This window comes from Proteus terrae (genome assembly GCF_003144325.1).
In the GTDB taxonomy this organism is placed as follows: Bacteria; Pseudomonadota; Gammaproteobacteria; order Enterobacterales; family Enterobacteriaceae; genus Proteus; species Proteus terrae.
The window spans coordinates 295,597-314,717 of record NZ_PENS01000001.1 but is presented as its reverse complement, the minus strand read 5'-3'; the positions used below and the strand labels follow the sequence as shown (position 1 = coordinate 314,717).

The window sequence follows — 19,121 nt, the reverse complement described above, 5'->3', positions numbered from 1 at the left end:
ATTAATGGTTAATAAAATTAATACGAATAAGGTTTAAAATTTTTTTTAAAAATAAGTTATATTTTTTTTCAAAACAGTTGCTGAGATCAATTTTCACCTTTTGTGATTTTACTAACTCTTCTTTAGATGAAAGAAAACCCCCGAATATTATTCAGGGGTTTTCTATTAGTTAAGTGCTTGATGTTGGATCAAATCACTCGTCTAAATCACCACAGAAGCGATAACCTTCACCATGAATTGTTGCAATGATTTCTGGTGTATCTGGTGTTGATTCAAAATGCTTACGAATACGACGGATGGTTACGTCAACAGTACGATCATGAGGTTTCAGTTCACGGCCTGTCATTTTCTTCAGTAATTCTGCACGAGTTTGGATTTTTCCAGGATTCTCGCAGAAATGTAGCATCGCACGAAATTCACTGCGTGGTAATTTATATTGTTCACCAGCAGGGCTGATTAGTGAGCGACTGTTAATATCAAGCTCCCAACCATTGAATTTATAGCTTTCAACTAAACGACGTTCTTCCGTGCCATTAACTAAATTCATGGTACGTGACAGTAAGTTACGTGCACGAATCGTTAATTCACGAGGGTTAAATGGTTTAGTAATGTAATCATCGGCACCAATTTCTAGGCCTAAGATTTTATCTACTTCATTATCACGACCCGTTAGGAACATTAATGCAACACTTGCCTGTTCACGTAATTCACGAGCAAGTAATAGCCCATTTTTACCAGGAAGATTAATGTCCATAATGACCAGATTAATATCATGATCAGATAGAACATTGTGCATTTCGTTGCCATCAGTGGCTTCATGTACGATATACCCTTCAGCTTCGAATATGCTTTTCAGGGTATTACGAGTAACAACTTCGTCTTCAACAATCAGAATGTGCGGGGTTTGCATATTTGCTACCTAAAATTACCAAAAATAGAAAAAGGAAATCTGTGTTTAACTTCTGTGTGCATTTGTGTGGTTATTCATTTTTGTTATTAGCACGTAAAAACTAGACCCAGATTGAAATTCGATAAATAACCATCACGTTATTACAAAGCTTGCAATTTTAATCGACAATGAACGCTAAAATCAGAATGCAAAACGCCCATAGTCTATTAACAGCAATATAACACCAGTTGTATTAAATACCATCTAAAAAGCTAACTTTTGTTGACACATATCAAAATCAAGATAACAGCTTAACCTTGATTTCAATAGTTAACTATATAATTTGATTTATGTAATGTAAAAGAAAAATATATGTTAAATATAGTGGGGTTTATTTTTTTTTCCAGTTTTGTTACACAATTTAAACTAGCATAAAATACCTTATTCCTTATAAAAGTACAAATCCCCAAATAACCCTAAAATGGTAGCTTTATTTTCTTTGTTTATCCCTTTGTGATAGCAATATCTATACTACAATAGAGGTAAGGATCGAATATATTTTATTTAAGTTGAGTTTATTTTTCGGTGAAAAAAAAGAAAAAATTTGACATCTCTCTCGCTTTGCTTTAACCAGTATATAGTCAAACTAATTTTGAGACAGACAGGATAGTTATGCGCATTTACAGCCCAGCTAAAATGACAATTATTACCACCACCACCGGAATCTTATATTGCGGGGCGGGCTGTCGCATATAAAAAACGAAAATCGAAAAAGCCCGCATTGAGAAATGCGGGTTTTTTTTTGGGTGAAAAATCAGGAGAGCTGTATGCGAGTGTTAAAATTTGGAGGAACTTCAGTTGCCAACGCAGAGCGTGTGCTGAATGTTGCTGATATCGCTGAGAAAAAAAGAGAGCAGGGACAAGTCGCTCTCGTATTATCAGCACCAGCCAAGATAACTAACTACTTGGTTGCAATGATTGAAAAAACGGCAGAAGGCGAAGATCCTCTCACTCAAGTACGAGAAGCTGAGCAAATTTTTGCTAACTTATTACAAGGTCTAAGAGAAAAACAGCTTGGTTTCGATTATGAACGCTTAAAAGATAAAGTTGAGCGTGAATTTGCAGAGATCAAACATATTCTTCATGGGATCTCTTTATTAGGCCAATGCCCAGATAGCATCAATGCAGCGATGATTTGTCGTGGTGAAAAGCTTTCTATCGCCATTATGGAATCTGTTTTACAGGCTCGTGGCTACAATGTCACTGTAATCGATCCAGTAAAAAATTTGCTCGCACAAGGTCATTATTTAGAATCTACTGTTGATATTCCTGAATCTACTCGTCGCATCTTAGAACTCAATATCGCAAAAGACGATATGATTTTAATGGCAGGTTTTACTGCGGGTAATGAGAAAAATGAACTTGTGGTATTAGGCCGTAATGGTTCAGACTACTCCGCTGCTGTATTAGCTGCTTGCTTACGTGCAAAGTGTTGTGAAATTTGGACCGATGTTGACGGTGTTTATACTTGCGATCCTCGTTTAGTTCCTGATGCACGCCTGTTAAAAGGGATGTCATATCAAGAAGCGATGGAACTCTCTTACTTTGGTGCTAAAGTACTTCACCCTCGCACAATTGCGCCTATCGCCCAATTCCAAATTCCTTGTTTAATAAAAAACACAGGCAATCCAGATGCTCCGGGTACATTAATTGGTGATGGTCAAAAAGACGATAGTACACCCGTTAAAGGGATCACCAACCTTAATAATATGGCGATGATCAACGTATCAGGCCCCGGTATGAAAGGTATGGTAGGGATGGCTGCTCGTGTGTTTTCTGTTATGTCGAGAGCGGGGATTTCTGTTGTCCTGATTACACAATCTTCTTCTGAATACAGCATCAGCTTTTGTGTGCCACAAAAAGAGCTTATTAGAGCGCAAAAAGCATTATCAGATGAATTCTATTTAGAATTAAAAGATGGTGTACTTGATCCATTAGATATCATGGAAAACGTCGCTATCATATCTGTTGTTGGTGATGGTATGCGTACTTTAAAAGGGATTTCAGCGCGCTTCTTCTCTGCATTAACTCGTGGCAATATTAATATTGTAGCTATTGCACAAGGTTCTTCAGAACGCTCAATTTCAGCTGTTATTGCGAATGATTCAGCGACCAATGCTGTGCGTTTGTGCCATCAAATGCTTTTCAATACCAATCAAATTGTTGAAGTCTTTATTGTTGGTGTTGGTGGTGTAGGTAGCGCGTTAATTGAACAGATCCATCGCCAACAAGCATGGTTAAAAAATAAGCATATCGATCTTCGTGTATGCGGCATTGCTAACTCAAGAGCCATGCTGAAAGATATGCAAGGTATTGATTTAGATAATTGGCAGCAAGCTTTAAAAGAAGCCAAAGAGCCTTTTAGCTTTAGCCAACTTATTCGTTTAGAAAAAGAGTACCACTTCTTAAATCCAGTGATCGTTGATTGCACGTCAAACGAAGAAATTGCACAACAATACGCAAATTTCTTACAAAATGGCTTTAACGTGGTTACACCAAACAAAAAAGCGAATACGCTGTCGATGGATTATTACTATCAAATTCGACAAGCTGCGGAAGCTTCACGCCGTAAGTTCTTATATGACACTAACGTAGGTGCAGGTTTACCTGTTATTGAGAACTTACAAAACTTGCTAAATGCAGGCGATGAGTTAGTTCAATTTAATGGTATTCTTTCAGGATCATTATCTTACATTTTTGGTCAATTAGATGAAGGTAAAAGCTTATCTGAAGCAACTCTTTCAGCAAAAGATAAAGGTTTTACTGAGCCAGATCCTCGTGATGACCTTTCAGGTATGGATGTTGCGCGTAAACTGCTTATTTTAGCGCGTGAAGCGGGTTATAAATTAGAACTAAGTGATATCGATGTAGAGCCTGTACTGCCTGCTTCATTTGATAGCTCTGGTGATGTGGCAAGCTTCTTAAATCGTTTACCTCAAGTTGATGTTGAATTTGATGCTAAAGTCGAAGAAGCACAAAAAGCAGGTAAGGTATTACGTTATGTTGGCATCATCAATGAAGGTAAATGCCAAGTTAAGATAATGGCAGTTGATGCAAATGATCCTCTGTTTAAAGTGAAAAATGGTGAAAATGCTTTAGCCTTTTACACTCGCTACTATCAACCTATTCCATTGGTATTACGTGGATATGGTGCTGGTAATGATGTTACTGCTGCTGGGGTGTTTGCAGATGTATTACGTACCTTATCATGGAAATTGGGAGTTTAAGCGTGGTTAAAGTTTATGCACCAGCATCAATAGGCAACGTGAGTGTCGGATTCGATGTCCTTGGCGCGGCAGTTTCACCTATTGATGGGCAATTACTGGGTGACTGTGTCACCGTTGAAGCGGCTTCGGCATTTACACTTGAAAGTAAAGGGCACTTTGTTAGCAAATTACCTTCAGATCCTAAGCAAAATATTGTGTATCAATGTTGGCAGTTATTTTGTGAGAAGTTAGGCAAAGAACTTCCTGTTGCAATGACACTTGAGAAAAATATGCCAATTGGTTCTGGTTTAGGATCAAGTGCTTGTTCTGTTGTTGCGGCATTGGTTGCGCTTAATGAATTTGCTCAAAAGCCTTTTGGTGAAAGGCAATTGCTGCTGATGATGGGCGAGCTTGAAGGACGTATTTCAGGTAGTGTTCACTATGATAATGTTGCGCCTTGTTATTTAGGTGGCTTACAACTTATTTTGGAACAAAATGGCACTATTTGTCAGTCCGTACCAACTTTTGATGATTGGTATTGGGTCATGGCATATCCGGGGATTAAGGTATCTACGGCAGAAGCTAGAGCAATTTTGCCAAAACAATACTCTAAAGCTGACATCATTAACCACGGTCGTTATTTATCTGGCTTTATTCATGCTTGCCATACTCAGCAATCAGGATTAGCCGCTAATTTGATGCAAGATGTGATTGCTGAGCCTTATCGCACCCAACTTCTTCCTGGGTTTGAAAAAGCCAGAGAGGCTTCGCAGAAGAAAGGCGCATTAGCTTGTGGCATTTCAGGCTCAGGGCCTACCATTTTTACTATTAGTGATTCATTAGAAATCGCACAAGAGATGGCCGAATGGCTGAAACAAAACTACGTACAAAACAGTGAAGGCTTTGTGCATATCTGCCGTATAGATACGCGTGGCGCAAGACAGATAGGGTAAGTCATGAAATTATATAATTTGAAAGATAATCAAGAGCAAGTCAGTTTTGCTCAAGCAGTAAAACAAGGTTTGGGTAAACAGCAAGGGCTCTTTTTTCCTCAAGACTTACCTTCGTTTTCTAAAGCTGAAATTGATGAATTATTAGCACTTGATTTTGCAACACGTAGTAGCCGTATTTTAACGGCCTTTATTGGTGATGAAATTCCTGCTGATGTATTAGCAAAACGTATTAGCACAGCATTTGCGTTCCCAGCACCAGTAACCCAAGTTGAAGATGATGTGAGTTGTTTGGAGCTTTTCCATGGCCCAACACTGGCGTTTAAAGACTTTGGTGGTCGCTTTATGGCGCAAATGTTGTCCGAAGTTGCTGGCAACCAACCAGTGACTATTTTAACGGCAACATCAGGTGACACGGGGGCCGCTGTTGCTCATGCTTTCTACAAATTAGAAAACGTACAAGTTGTTATTCTTTATCCTGAAGGCAAAATTAGCCCGTTACAGGAAAAACTGTTCTGTACATTAGGTGAAAATATTCACACTATTGCAATTAAAGATGACTTTGATGCTTGCCAATCATTAGTAAAACAAGCTTTTGATGATGAGTTCTTAAAGAAAACAATGTATTTGAACTCAGCAAACTCCATTAATATCAGTCGATTACTTGCTCAAATTTGTTATTACTTTGAAGCGGTTGCTCAAATTCCAGCAGAAAAACATGAACATCTAGTGATTTCAGTGCCAAGTGGTAACTTTGGTGATTTAACGGCTGGTTTATTGGCTAAATCAATGGGATTACCTGTTAAGCGTTTTATTGCAGCTACAAACGAGAACGATACTGTTCCTCGCTATTTAGATAATGGTAAATGGGAGCCTCATCGTACTGTTGCAACACTTTCTAATGCAATGGACGTTAGTCAGCCAAATAACTGGCCACGTATTGAAGAATTGTATCGCCGTAAAGGTTGGGATCTTTCTGATCTTGCTCATGGTTCAGTAAATGATGAAATAACAGAAGAAACAGTGCGTGAACTTGCGAAGAAAGGCTATATTTCAGAACCGCATGCTGCGATTGCATATCGTTTACTGCGCGATGAACTTCAAGACGGTGAATATGGTTTATTTTTAGGAACGGCTCATCCAGCGAAGTTTAAAGAAAGTGTTGAACGTATTTTAGGAGGTGAATTACCATTACCTAAAGAGCTTGCGGAGCGTGCAGATAAAGAGTTACTCTCACATTTCTTACCTGCTGACTTTGCTCAATTACGTGCATTTTTGCTTGAACGAGCACCTAAATAAAAATCGCATTAAATAATTAGATATGTATTTAATTAAATAGCCCAACAAGATGTTGGGCTATTTTTTTATCTAAAATAGGAAAATCAGTATTTAAAAAATATAAAATTAAATTTATATATTTTATTTCCAGTAAACAAATTAATTAGAACCAAGGAAATTAAATATGAATGGATTCAAAGAAGTAACGTTTAAAGATAATATTAATAGTATTGTATTAAAAATAGAAAATCATATAAAAGAAAATAGGTCTGAATTATTTTTCAAGATAGAGTCTATAAAAAGAATATTAACAGAGAATTATATTTCTATTTTTATTTCTAAAAATGAATATGCTGCAGATGAATTCTTAGAAAAAATAAATAATAATTTTTTACTGTATCATAAAAATGACTTAACGAAAGATTTTGATTTTATTAGAAAAGAAATAAATTTAAGTATAGAAACCTTATTTTTTAATAGTGCTAAATTAGCAAGTAGAGAACCCAGTAAAATTCAAAAAGAACGATTGAAACTATTAATTCAGAATAATTTATCTGGTGATTACTATTTGGATTTTGAAAATAATAAGGTATTTATGCAAATAGATAATGAAAATAATGTTTTTAAAATTATCAACTTTGATGGATATGCTGATTTTTTTTATAATAAGAATGAGTTAATAAATACAATTTATGATCTTATAAGTGATAACAGTAATAGTAAATTTATATATTATCGTTTTTATCATAGGAAAGAATATATTAGCTACTTTAATAATACGGAAAATTGGAAAGTAAATAATAAAGATATTATTAGGGAAATAATTAATGATATTAAGAAAAAGAAACAAATAAGCATTAATGAATACATTTCTATTGAATTAAATGAAAGTTATTCATACAAAAATATTTTTATTATCAGAGATAAATTAGAAAATACAGAAAAGGTGTTACATATTTATGTTGATGATATAGAAGAATCATTTACAATTGCAAAATCTAAATATAATCAGATAACAGAAAGTGGAGAACATTTACTTTACAAAGCGGGTACGGGTTGGTTCATTACTAAAATAAAAAATAATATTATAAAGAAATTCTCACAATATATTGATTTATTAAAACCTTTAGAAAGAGTAATGAGTCGAGTTAATTTAATTACTTCAACAGAAACTAATTATGATTTTAGCCATATTCATAATTTAGCTGGATTATGTTATGGATTGAGTTTAAATTATTTAGTTGAAGTTAGGAATGGCGGTTTAGAAGGAGGTAATAAATACTTATTTTGGTTAAAAGAAAATATACGTTCTTATCAAAGTGAAAAAGAAACTATAGTTGATAAACTTGATTCTATTTTATTTAGTAGTATACAAGAGTATGAAGTATTAAATCTAATCAAAGAAATAAAAAATATTATATTTTCTCAACATTTCCAAATGGAAAGATTAAATAAAAAAGTACAATATTTTATTTTTGATTCAATAAAATCAATTGAATATAGCCAAATATTAGAGAGTCGAGGATTAAAAGGATCACATGTAGAAAAAATAGTATTTGATAAAAATAAAATTAATGAATACTTAGAATATATTATGAAAAATAATGATGACTATTACGCTATTATTGGGTTTAAAGATCATGCTATTGCTATTTCATATAAAAAATACTCTGAAAATAATTATAAATTTTCTTTGTTTGATTCTAATAGTGAATTGTTAGAATATTCTAGTATTAAATCTATAAATGAAGTATTAGAGAATAAAATGGATTTTTATGGTCCACATGAAGTTAATAATGAAAAATATATTATTTTCGATGAGTATAAAAAAAGTGAAATTTCAAATTACCATAGTGTTTGGGATTATAATAATATAGAGATAAATAAAGGTGTTGCTGAAAATATAAAGAAAATAGGTTTTTCATTGCCTTTCAATGACAACATTATAGGACGCATTATTCATTATAATGAGCAGCGAGATCTTATTGTTGAGCTTAACAGAGATAACAAAATTATAGAAGTTATTGTAAAAGATTCAAATGTCGATGAAGGGGTTTATTTAATAAAAAATTATCTTTCTCAGATAATAAAAAACGATAAAGCCAGTAAGATTATCTTAAATAAAAGCGATAATGGTGATATTAGTATTCAAGAAGCTACATTTGATTCTTTTCAAGAAATAAGGAAAGATAAGAGTTATATTGAATTTAATGATATATATTACAGTGAGTTGATTAAGATTAATAGTTATTTATTAAAAGGAAATAAAGCAACATTATTAAATGAAATCACTTCTTTAATTGATGTGTTAAAAGGAAATATATACTTTGACAAAATAGTAGCAAGTTTTTCTCTTATTAATAAAATAGATGATTTTAATCAAGGGAGCAAAAATATATCAATTGTTAATATATTAAATAAAGTAAAAGAAAAACTAGAGAATAAACTGTTTTATGATGAATTAATCTATGGAAAAGATAAGTTAATCGCATTATCTGAAAAAAATAGTTCAGTTGCTGCCAAATTCTATCAATTAATGCTTAATGAAATTAATGAAGGAAAAAATGGGGTCAGTAATTTTATTTACAATAATATTATTGAAAGCCCTTATTTATTATTAGATAAAAATAGAAGTGTGGGTATATATGGGTATGATTATACTATTGAATTTAAAGGGGATCATCAATACTTAAATGAGTTAATTAAAGGGATTGATATTCCAGAATTAAAAAATAAATTACTAATTGAAGATCGAAATAAGTTACATTTAAAAGAGAATTATAAAAAATTATCAGAATATAAAGATCATGAAAATATAAATAAATTACTCGTTTTCATTGAAAACAAAATAGACTTGAAAAGAAAAAGTAACTTAAGTTCTTATCATGATTTATATTTTGATTTTTTTGCAAATCAGCAATTTACAAATAAAATGATTACTCACGAAATAGCCCAGTTAGAAGATTATTTTCTTAGTAACTATCGTGAAAAAAATTATGATTATCATCCAAATAATTTCTACCTTAATGAAGATGATCCTAGTGTTCTTTTAGGTAAATCATTAAATAAAAATAAGAATGAAATAGATTGTAGCTATTTATTATTTGATGACAGCAAGGAAAGTTTTAAGTTTCTATTTTCTGAGAATGCAATATTTACTGATAAAATGATAGACAATATTATTGCTGATAATATAGATTCATTCTATCAAGATGATATTACAAATTATTTTTATAATGGTGTTAAAAGTGAAGAATTAGCCTTTTATTTAAAGGATAAACCAGAAATAAATCATTTTATAGACTATTGTCTAAAAAATAGAATACGAATTACAGTTGTAGGAAATAGTGATAAATGTTTTTTTAATCAAGATTTTATTAGACAGAAAAATGAAGTAGAAAAATTACATGATATTATTTTAGAAAATCAATTTTTTAATGAAAAAACAGTTGTTTTTGCTAAAAAAGAGAAGTTATTAAGTTATCAATATGGTGATTTTTTTATTGAGGGTATTGCTCAGCGACTCAATATGCCTATTTATCAAGTAATTGATAATAAACTATCTCTATCAAAGGATAATGTAATTGTTAAACCTCTAATTGAACGAAAACATATAGATAAACCTTTACTTGAAAATATAGTATTATCAGATTTAATTATTTCTGATATGGAATATAATAATATAAAACCTACTTCGCTTAATGAAAAAATAAAAGAAGAAAGTAAAAAGTTAATTCAAGAATTATACCAATTTGTTTCTAAAAAATATCCTAATTATCGCAATGATAAAGAGTTTAAGCTAGGCTACAAAAAAGATATTAGAACTGTTATTTATGATTATTCAGATAAAACAACAGTATTAGATATCTTTGATTATATTAAAATTAATCATTATGATATTAATATTTTTCAACTTGGTTCTATCATTAATAAAGTTGATAATATGAATGTCAAACAGAATAGGGAAAAACTAAAAGAACTTAGTGATAAACTTATCAATAATGATATTTCAATAAATGCTGCATACAAAAAATATCAATATGAGTTATCTGCTTTTTTTAACGTTTCAGGTAAAACAAAAATAGAGAATAAGTTAACACAAATAATACATGATCCATTGATTAATAAAAAATTTAATCAATATTTAATGGGGGAAATAACATATCAGCAATGGCAATCATTGGATTCTTTATCAAAAGGAACACTGACATTAGCTGAAAAAGCAAATAAAACAATTGAAGTGGTTCATGCAATTTATGATAACCCAACCTTGATAAGAAAACTAAGCCTATTTTCAAAGAGTTTACTTAATTCATTTTTCGATGGGAATAAAAAAGGTATTTTATATCGAGTATTACTCGATAATATTTCTACATTTAAAAACTATAAGAAATTAATTGATAAACTTCAACGTATTATCTATATAGAGACTAATAAAAAGGGACTTAAAGTATCTTCACCAGCTGAAGCACTTAATAAAGTAAGTACTTTAAATATTTTGGATTTCTTCGATAGTAGGAATAATATTAGCTCTAATAAAAATAAAGAAATAGTAAAAATAAATGACATACCTTTTGATAAAAATTTATTAATTAGTCTCGGTGCGAAAATAAACAATAAAAATATAGATTCGATTTCATTAAATATGCTGACTAAATGGAAAGAAAAATTAATATTTGTTCCTCATCATCTTAATGATTATTTTTTTTCACTCTCTGGTAGTGAAGAAGATAAGAAAATTATTTCACTTTTTAGAACCTTATTAAATAATAAAAAAAACAAAATTAAGCATCTACTTTCTAATGATACAAGTAGAATTGACTATTTAATGGCATCTAAAAGACTCTCTGAAATCATTAAATTAGGTAGTAAAAATTATGATATTAATGATTGGAATACATTGAGGAAAAACTCGTTAAATATTCCTCGGCATATGAAAATAATTAGTAAAATTGGCTACGCTAATATTACGTTTGGTATGTGGCAATCAATCAACGCTACATTTATGCTTGCCGAACAGCTCAATGACCCATTATTAACTGCAAAAGAACGTAAAGAGATTATTAATAATCTAGCCATTATGTGGTCTGAAATGGCTTACAATGGCCTTTCTGAAATGATTGAAATTACTTTAGCTAAAGGGTTACTAAAATATAGACATAACCCATTGGAATACGTCAATAAAATAAGCACAAGAATTAGCATTGGGCTTAATGTGCTTTCTATTGGATTCGATATTTATAATGCTTACGACAACTTTAGCCGAATTTCAGTTGGTACAAATGAAAAACAACGCATCGATTATATTGTCAATGGCTCTTTAGCGGTTGTTTCGGGATTGGTTACATTAGGTGTTTCTATTGCGATGCTTGCAGGCTCTACTGTTGCTGGCCCTGTTGGTATTGTTGCTGGCGCGGTTATAGCTTTAGCAACCTCAATTTACAATGCGGCAAGGCTTATCGAAGAAGCAAAAACAAAAGTTCATTTTACACCTATAGAAGAGCTTAATAATGGATTTTATGCCTTTTTAGTAGGTGATCTTATTCCTGATAAAAAAAATGAAATTATTTATTTAGAAACAGAAACACAATTAGAAGCAATGATTGATAAAAAGGCGATTAGTTATCTTGAGGAAATAAAAAAGAAATCTTATCTTAGTCGTTATTTTTACACTAATGAAAAACAAATATATCAAGAATATTATTATTATAAAGTTGTACCCAATCTAATGGGGAAAACATTAGATTCAATTTTAAATCCTTTGGGAGAATATATTTCTCAACGAATATCATTAAATATAAATCAAGAAGAAGCAGAAAAAATAGCTTCGCTTTCTTATCATTTACGTGCAGAAAAGACAGAGTATAAATATTATCTTCCGAAAGAAGCTATTGCTACGAATGAAACACTTATTTTTGATATGGATTTTTATGTCGATGAATTAAAGCGTTATAATCTAGATGTTATTTCTGATAATGGCTCTCCTATTTTTGATAATATTGTTGATAGTGATTTTATTAAAAAAATAAAAACAACAAAAGAAAACAGCATCCTATTATTTGGTGAAAATAAAGTAATAGAAAATTTAACTAAATCCAATCAGGATAGGAAATATTATTCATCTGGTTGGGACGAGAACGAAGATTTTTATTTTAATACTCATAATGGTGATGATATTATTGTTGCTCCTTCGAACGTTAAAAATAATTTTGATATCTATAATGGAACTAAGAGGCTAAGTGGAGGAAATAAAGATGATGTATTTAATTTATTTACCTCAGAATCTCCACTTTATGCAAGTCGTTTTTATGGCAGAGAAGGAAATGATACTCTTCGTATTATAAAAACGACAAGTAAATATCAAGGATATGAGGTTAATTTATTAGATAACTACATCAAATTTACGCATTCAGAAGAACAAACAAACAGTCAAAACTTCCATTCAAAGCTTTTTCTGTATCAAGAAAATGACTATCTTTATTCAAAGCAATTAACTGATTCTATGCCTAATATTGTATTACAAGATCAGCACGTTATTGCTTATTTAGATAGTGTTGAAAATGTTATAGGAAGTGAAGTGGGTAATGATGTTATTTATGGAAATCAAGAGGATAATTACTTAGATGGTGTTGGTGGTGCTGATTTATTATATGGATTAGGCGGAAATGATACTTTGGTTTTACAAGAGGGATATGCAGAAGGCGGTGATGGAAATGATAATTATCTTATATTAAGAGCTTCTTTAGAAAATAATTATAATATTCAATTTGAAACGATTATTAATGAAAAAAATGATGAACAGTCTAGTGTTGTAAGACTAAATTATCATTTTGATGAAATATCTTCTATCTATCGTCAAGGAAAAGATATTATTTTTTACATTAAAGTGAATGATGGTAATAAATATAATGAATCGATTTATCATTTAATGACGCTGAGAAATGTGTATAGTAGCAAAGAAAATAATTTATTAGCTCATCGTTATACTTTGACAACAATGGATGGTTTTATATTAACAGCAAACGAAAGTAAAACTATTGAAAATGATGTATTATATGATTTTAGTTATTTAGATAAATATAATAATACTGAAGAAAATCTTCAATCATTATATCTTAATGACAATAGTAGTTTTTTATCGCTTTCATACTCGAATAAAACTAAAAAAATTAGCTTATCACCACAACTAAAATATAGTGGATTTTCTTCGGGAGAAAATTTACGGTTTGGTCTTCAGGGTAATTTTCAAAATAATTATTATTTTGGTCTTACAAAAAATTCGTTTATTACGCTTAGTTCAGGGAATGACAGTTACCAAATTGAAACATTTTTAGCTTCCGACAAAAGTGACAAAATTAAAATTTTATTCCCTGATAATAGTGAAAAACTATCTCATCATGATACCAGTCATTTCTTTTTATCTGACGTGAGCGGTTTTGATTTAGTGTTTTATAATAATGTTCTATCACATCGTTATCATCCAGATATTTACTTAAAACTCGCTTTTGAACCTTCTCATATTAATAGTATTTGGGGATCAGGAATGCAGATTCGCTTTATTGATAAAGATAATACGGTTTTCACTCTTCCTGCAAAAGAGAGTCGGCAACGTTTACTTGTTCCTATTACAGATCTGAATTTAACGATAACAGCAGAAGATGATGTGCTTATGATCCCTGAATCACTCACCTTAAATAGAGAGACATTATCTGCATATTCTCTTTCTTTCTCGCCGTTTTATTCGCTTGCCTCTCAAAAACAATCAAATCAGGCGGTTGATTTATTAGCCATAATTGAGCCAATGGAAGGGAATGATATTGTTGTTAATCGTAATAAAAATAGTTCGGTGATTAATGGTGGAAAAGGGGATGATCAAATTGCCGTTAACCACGGACATCATATTTTAATTGCAGGGGAGGGAAATGATAACCTCAATGCAGGAAGCGGAAATGACTTATTAATTTCAGAATTTGGTGATGACTATTTGAGTGGTGGTGTGGGCCATAATGTTTATATTGTGAACAAACGCCATGGTGAAGTAACGGTTTATGATGAAGGGAGCTGTAGCCACCTTTTTATTTCAGGATTATCAGAACACGATAAGCTTATTGCTTCTCAAGTAGATGATGATATGCAGTATAAAACGCAGGATAATCAGTTTGTTTTAACTGTAAAGAGACCACAAGATGAAGCAGCAGATAAAACGGTTTCTATTATTGAGAAACAAAGTGTACTTTCAGCGCAATCTCTTGCTGCAATTATTCAAGAAATGGCACAGTTTAATGAGCAACAATTAACGATAATGCAAGGTAGTGAATTTACTTCACCATCAGCATGGTCGCCATTACCCGTGGTAGTAAAGTATTGGGAATATTAACAATTAAAAAATAGCCCTTGAATAAGGGCTATTTCATCATTGATCGTTTTATTAAACGATATCTATTTAGCCATAGATTCTGTACGTTTAAATACTAGGGTATTGCCCTCTGATTCTGCTGAATTAAACTGATAGCCTTCAAGATCAAACTCTTTAAGTTGTGCTTTGTTGGTCAGTTTTTCTTGAATAATAAAACGGCTCATTAATCCACGAGCTTTTTTAGCGTAGAAACTGATAACTTTATATTTGCCATTTTTTTCATCAAGGAAAACAGGTTTAATAATTTCAGCATTGAGTTTCTTCGGGTTAACTGATTTAAAATACTCATCAGATGCTAAATTAATAAGAATATTGTCACCTTGTTCTTCAAGTGCTTTGTTTAACGCTTCTGTAATGGTATTTCCCCAAAATTGGTATAAATCACTTCCTTTGTTATTTTTTAGCTTTATTCCCATTTCAAGGCGATAAGGTTGCATTAAATCAAGAGGGCGAAGCACGCCATATAAGCCAGAAAGCATACGTAAATGCTGTTGTGCAAATTGAAAATCATCTTCAGAAAAAAGTTCAGCTTGCATTCCGGTATAAACATCACCTTTAAATGCCAAAATAGCTTGGCGTGCATTCTCTGGTGTGAAATTAGGTTGCCATTCACCAAAACGAGCAGCATTTAATCCTGCGAGTTTATCGCTTATTTTCATTAAGCTAGCGATGTCGCTAGATGATAATTTTCGACATTCTTCGATAAGTTGTTGGGAATATTTTAGCAATTCAGGTTGGGTGAAGTGCGTTGTTGCTAAAGGCGATTCGAAATCCAGTGTTTTAGCTGGTGAAATGGTGATTAGCATAATTCCCTCGATACGTTATTTTAATGTTGACCAAATATAGCAAATTCTTTCGATTAAAGACTAAATTATAGTAATAGGAAAAAACAATAGTTTCTCTTATTTGTCGTAAAACTCGACAGTTTAAACGATTCAGCCTGTAATTATCTTCTGTTTTTTTCCGCTTTTGTTTTGCGAAAACGTTTGGCATTCAAATAATTGCTTTGTATGAATCTAAGCGTCTTGTAGTGTGAGCAGTCCATGTTATTATCAATAGATATCCGCAGGTGACTGCAAACAGATTTACCTAGTAGATGAGATAAACAAAATGACCAACAAATTGACTTCTTTGCGTAAGCTGACAACTGTTGTTGCTGACACTGGTGACATCGCAGCAATGAAACTGTATCAGCCACAAGACGCAACTACCAACCCATCTTTAATTTTAAATGCAGCTCAAATTCCTGAATATCGTAAATTAATTGATGAAGCGATTGAATGGGCTCGTTCACAAAGCGATTCTCGTGAACAACAAATCGTTGATGCTTGCGACAAACTGGCAGTAAATATCGGTTTAGAAATTTTAAAACTGATCCCTGGTCGTATTTCAACAGAAGTTGATGCACGTCTTTCTTACGACACACAAGCGTGTATCGAAAAAGCACGTCATCTAATGAAACTTTATAATGATGCCGGTATCAGTAACGACCGTATTCTTATCAAATTAGCATCTACTTGGCAGGGTATCCGTGCCGCAGAGCAATTAGAAAAAGAAGGTATCAACTGTAACCTGACTTTACTGTTCTCTTTTGCTCAAGCGCGTGCATGTGCTGAAGCAGGTGTTTACCTGATTTCTCCATTTGTTGGTCGTATCATGGATTGGTATAAAGCCAATACAGATAAAAAAGAATTTGCTCCTGCTGAAGATCCTGGTGTGATTTCTGTTACTGAAATCTATAACTATTACAAACAACACGGTTATAACACTGTTGTTATGGGCGCAAGCTTCCGTAATATAGGTGAGATTTTAGAATTAGCAGGTTGTGATCGTCTGACTATTGCTCCAGCACTGTTAAAAGAATTATCAGAAGCTGAAGGTGAAGTTGAACATAAATTATCTTATAAAGGCGAAGTGAAAGCGCGTCCAGAAGCTATCACTGAAGCTCAATTCTATTGGGAGCACAATGCTGACCCAATGGCAGTAGATAAATTATCTGACGGTATTCGTAAATTTGCTGTCGATCAGGAAAAATTAGAGAAAATGATTGCGGATTTATTATAATTCGTCGTTAAATTCTTATAAAAATCTTAAATACCCATCTTATATAGGTGGGTATTTTCATTTTTTTTCTCTCAAAATAACATTTAAGTAAATTTTAAGATTAAATTGATTGGAATATATTATTTATCCGGTAATAATTATAAAAATATATTATTAAAATACTCTATTTATTATTGGTGAATTATGAAAAAGATTGTCTTGGCAACGGTATTTGCATCGTTATTTTTTAGTGGCGCTGCAATGGCAGAAAGCAAAACCGCATTCTCTTTACCTGCAATTGAAAAAAGTGCTGAAAGTGGAAATTCAGCATCTCAGTATCAATTGGGCATAAAATATGAGAACGGCGAAGGTGTTGAGCAGGATGCACAAAAAGCACTGGAGTGGTATACCAAAGCGGCAGAGCAAGGTCACGCTGAAGCACAGTTAAATTTAGCACTTATGTATGACATGAGTGATGATATCGACCGTGATGCAGAAAAAGCAGTTTATTGGTATAACAAAGCGGCTGTTCAAGGTGTCTCTTTAGCCCAATACAATCTTGCTGTTTCTTATGATGATGGTGATGGCGTAGAGCAAGATCATGAGAAAGCAGTGTATTGGTATACTAAAGCCGGTGAGCAAGGTGATAGTGATGCACAATACAACCTTGGTATCTCTTATGATGAAGGTATCGGTGTAGCACAAGATCATGAAAAAGCTGTAGTTTGGTATATCAAAGCAGCAGAACAAGGCCATGCTGACGCACAATATAACCTTGCTGTTTCTTATGATGACGGTGAAGGTGTAGAACGTAATGGCACTAAAGCAGTTTTTTGGTATACCAAAGCAGCAAACCAAGGTAATCGTGATGCGCAAAATAACTTAGGCGTAATGTACGATGAAGGCGATGGCGTCGCTAAGGACGCGCGTAAAGCGGTTGAATGGTATAAAAAATCAGCTATACAAGGTAATGGTCTGGCACAAAATAACTTAGCTTTAAACTATTACTATGGTAAAGGCGTTAAACGTGATCTGAAAGAAGCTTATGCATGGTTCTCTGTTGCTGTTGAAAATGGTGATGGTGATGAAGCTATGTTAAAACGTACTGCTCGTGCATTAAATGCAGCACAATTAGCTGAAGCAAAAAAATTGGCAGCTTCTTATATTGCTAAATATATTGATGAGTAATATTAATTAATATTATTCAAGATTAAAGAAAGGGAGCTTATGCTCCCTTTCTTATTTTTAGTTAAAGCTAAATAAAAATAGATTGTTATCATTTCTTTATTATCTATTCTCAATAATCAAATATTAAATATCAGTAATATATTGAGATTCCTTTTAATTCTCTTGTGTTCTCATGGTAATATCTGCGCGCAAGTTAGATGGTTATTGATTAATTGAGGTTTGATATGAACGAATTACGCATAGGGTTAGTTTCTGTTTCTGATCGCGCATCAAGTGGGGTTTATGAAGATAAAGGCTTACCCGCTTTAGAAGCTTGGCTAAAAGCTGCATTAACAACGCCTTTTCATATCGAATCACGTTTAATTCCTGACGAACAACTCATGATTGAACAAACACTGTGTGAACTTGTTGATGAAGTTGGCTGTCATTTAGTGTTAACAACAGGGGGAACCGGGCCTGCTCGCCGTGATGTTACTCCTGATGCTACATTGGCTATTGCAGACAGAGAAATGCCAGGCTTTGGTGAACAAATGCGCCAAATTAGTCTGAAATTTGTGCCTACGGCTATTTTATCTCGCCAAGTTGGTGTTATCCGTAACCAAGCGTTAATTCTAAATCTGCCGGGGCAACCTAAAGCTATCGCAGAAACGTTGGAAGGGTTAAAAGATAATGACGGCAATGTAATTGTTAGCGGTATTTTTGCCAGTGTACCGTACTGTATTCAACTGCTTGATGGTCCTTATGTCGAAACAAATGAAGCTATCGTTGCAGCCTTTAGACCTAAATCAGCTCGCCGTTCTACTTCAGCATAAATAATGTAAAAGGTTATTTTTGTCATCACACTTCTGGCTAGGAAATGTTCTGACTCAGTTTGGATAACGCAAAGGTAACCTTATATTTATTTGATATTTTTATTGTGAAAATTAAAAGATGTTATTTTTCAATTGATTATGTTTTTATTTTAAGCCTAGACTTAAAAAAGCATTTCAGATAAATCATAATGCTATTTGTGATTGAACTAACGTTATGAAAAATAACAACTTTTAATCCTTCCTTTATTCTCAGACACAAAATTTTCGCATTTTTTGCAT

9 protein-coding genes and 1 other annotated feature are annotated in these 19,121 nt (G+C 32.5%); of the genes, 7 read left to right on the top strand and 2 right to left on the bottom strand.

Annotation, left to right across the window (positions count from 1 at the left end; genetic code table 11):
• Window positions 1–193: 193 nt before the first annotated feature.
• Window positions 194–910 (bottom strand): two-component system response regulator ArcA, encoded by a 717-nt coding sequence (gene arcA, locus DK857_RS01285; protein WP_006535263.1) that lies wholly within the window; start codon window positions 908–910, stop codon window positions 194–196.
• Between the two features lie 663 nt (window positions 911–1,573).
• Window positions 1,574–1,694, top strand: a sequence feature (Thr leader region).
• Window positions 1,695–1,716: 22 nt separating this feature from the next.
• Between arcA and thrA the strand changes: the two genes are divergently transcribed.
• The 4 genes from thrA to DK857_RS01265 all read left to right on the top strand — a co-directional run bounded on the left by thrA (window position 1,717) and on the right by DK857_RS01265 (window position 14,760).
• Window positions 1,717–4,176, top strand: a complete 2,460-nt coding sequence (gene thrA, locus DK857_RS01280; protein ID WP_109401344.1) for a bifunctional aspartate kinase/homoserine dehydrogenase I — start codon at window positions 1,717–1,719, stop codon at window positions 4,174–4,176.
• Window positions 4,158–5,108 (top strand): homoserine kinase, encoded by a 951-nt coding sequence (gene thrB, locus DK857_RS01275; RefSeq protein WP_088493767.1) that lies wholly within the window; start codon window positions 4,158–4,160, stop codon window positions 5,106–5,108. Before thrA ends, thrB begins: the two co-directional genes overlap by 19 nt.
• A gap of 3 nt (window positions 5,109–5,111) precedes the next feature.
• Window positions 5,112–6,404: a threonine synthase gene (gene thrC, locus DK857_RS01270; RefSeq protein ID WP_109401343.1), complete on the top strand. Its 1,293-nt coding sequence runs from the start codon at window positions 5,112–5,114 to the stop codon at window positions 6,402–6,404.
• A 163-nt stretch (window positions 6,405–6,567) separates the two neighbouring features.
• Window positions 6,568–14,760, top strand: a complete 8,193-nt coding sequence (locus tag DK857_RS01265) for a calcium-binding protein (protein WP_109401342.1) — start codon at window positions 6,568–6,570, stop codon at window positions 14,758–14,760.
• Window positions 14,761–14,822: 62 nt separating this feature from the next.
• On the opposite strand, the gene yaaA is transcribed toward DK857_RS01265, so the two are convergent.
• Complete coding sequence (gene yaaA / locus DK857_RS01260; protein WP_109401341.1) at window positions 14,823–15,605, bottom strand: peroxide stress protein YaaA; 783 nt, start codon at window positions 15,603–15,605, stop codon at window positions 14,823–14,825.
• Between the two features lie 304 nt (window positions 15,606–15,909).
• On the opposite strand from yaaA, the gene tal reads away from it, so the two are divergent.
• The 3 genes from tal to mog all read left to right on the top strand — a co-directional run bounded on the left by tal (window position 15,910) and on the right by mog (window position 18,842).
• A complete protein-coding gene (gene tal / locus DK857_RS01255; protein WP_075674224.1) occupies window positions 15,910–16,863 on the top strand; it encodes a transaldolase in 954 nt (317 codons plus the stop codon).
• A gap of 183 nt (window positions 16,864–17,046) precedes the next feature.
• Complete coding sequence (locus tag DK857_RS01250) at window positions 17,047–18,030, top strand: tetratricopeptide repeat protein (protein WP_109401340.1); 984 nt, start codon at window positions 17,047–17,049, stop codon at window positions 18,028–18,030.
• A gap of 224 nt (window positions 18,031–18,254) precedes the next feature.
• Complete coding sequence (gene mog, locus DK857_RS01245) at window positions 18,255–18,842, top strand: molybdopterin adenylyltransferase (RefSeq protein ID WP_088493762.1); 588 nt, start codon at window positions 18,255–18,257, stop codon at window positions 18,840–18,842.
• Window positions 18,843–19,121 lie beyond the last annotated feature (279 nt).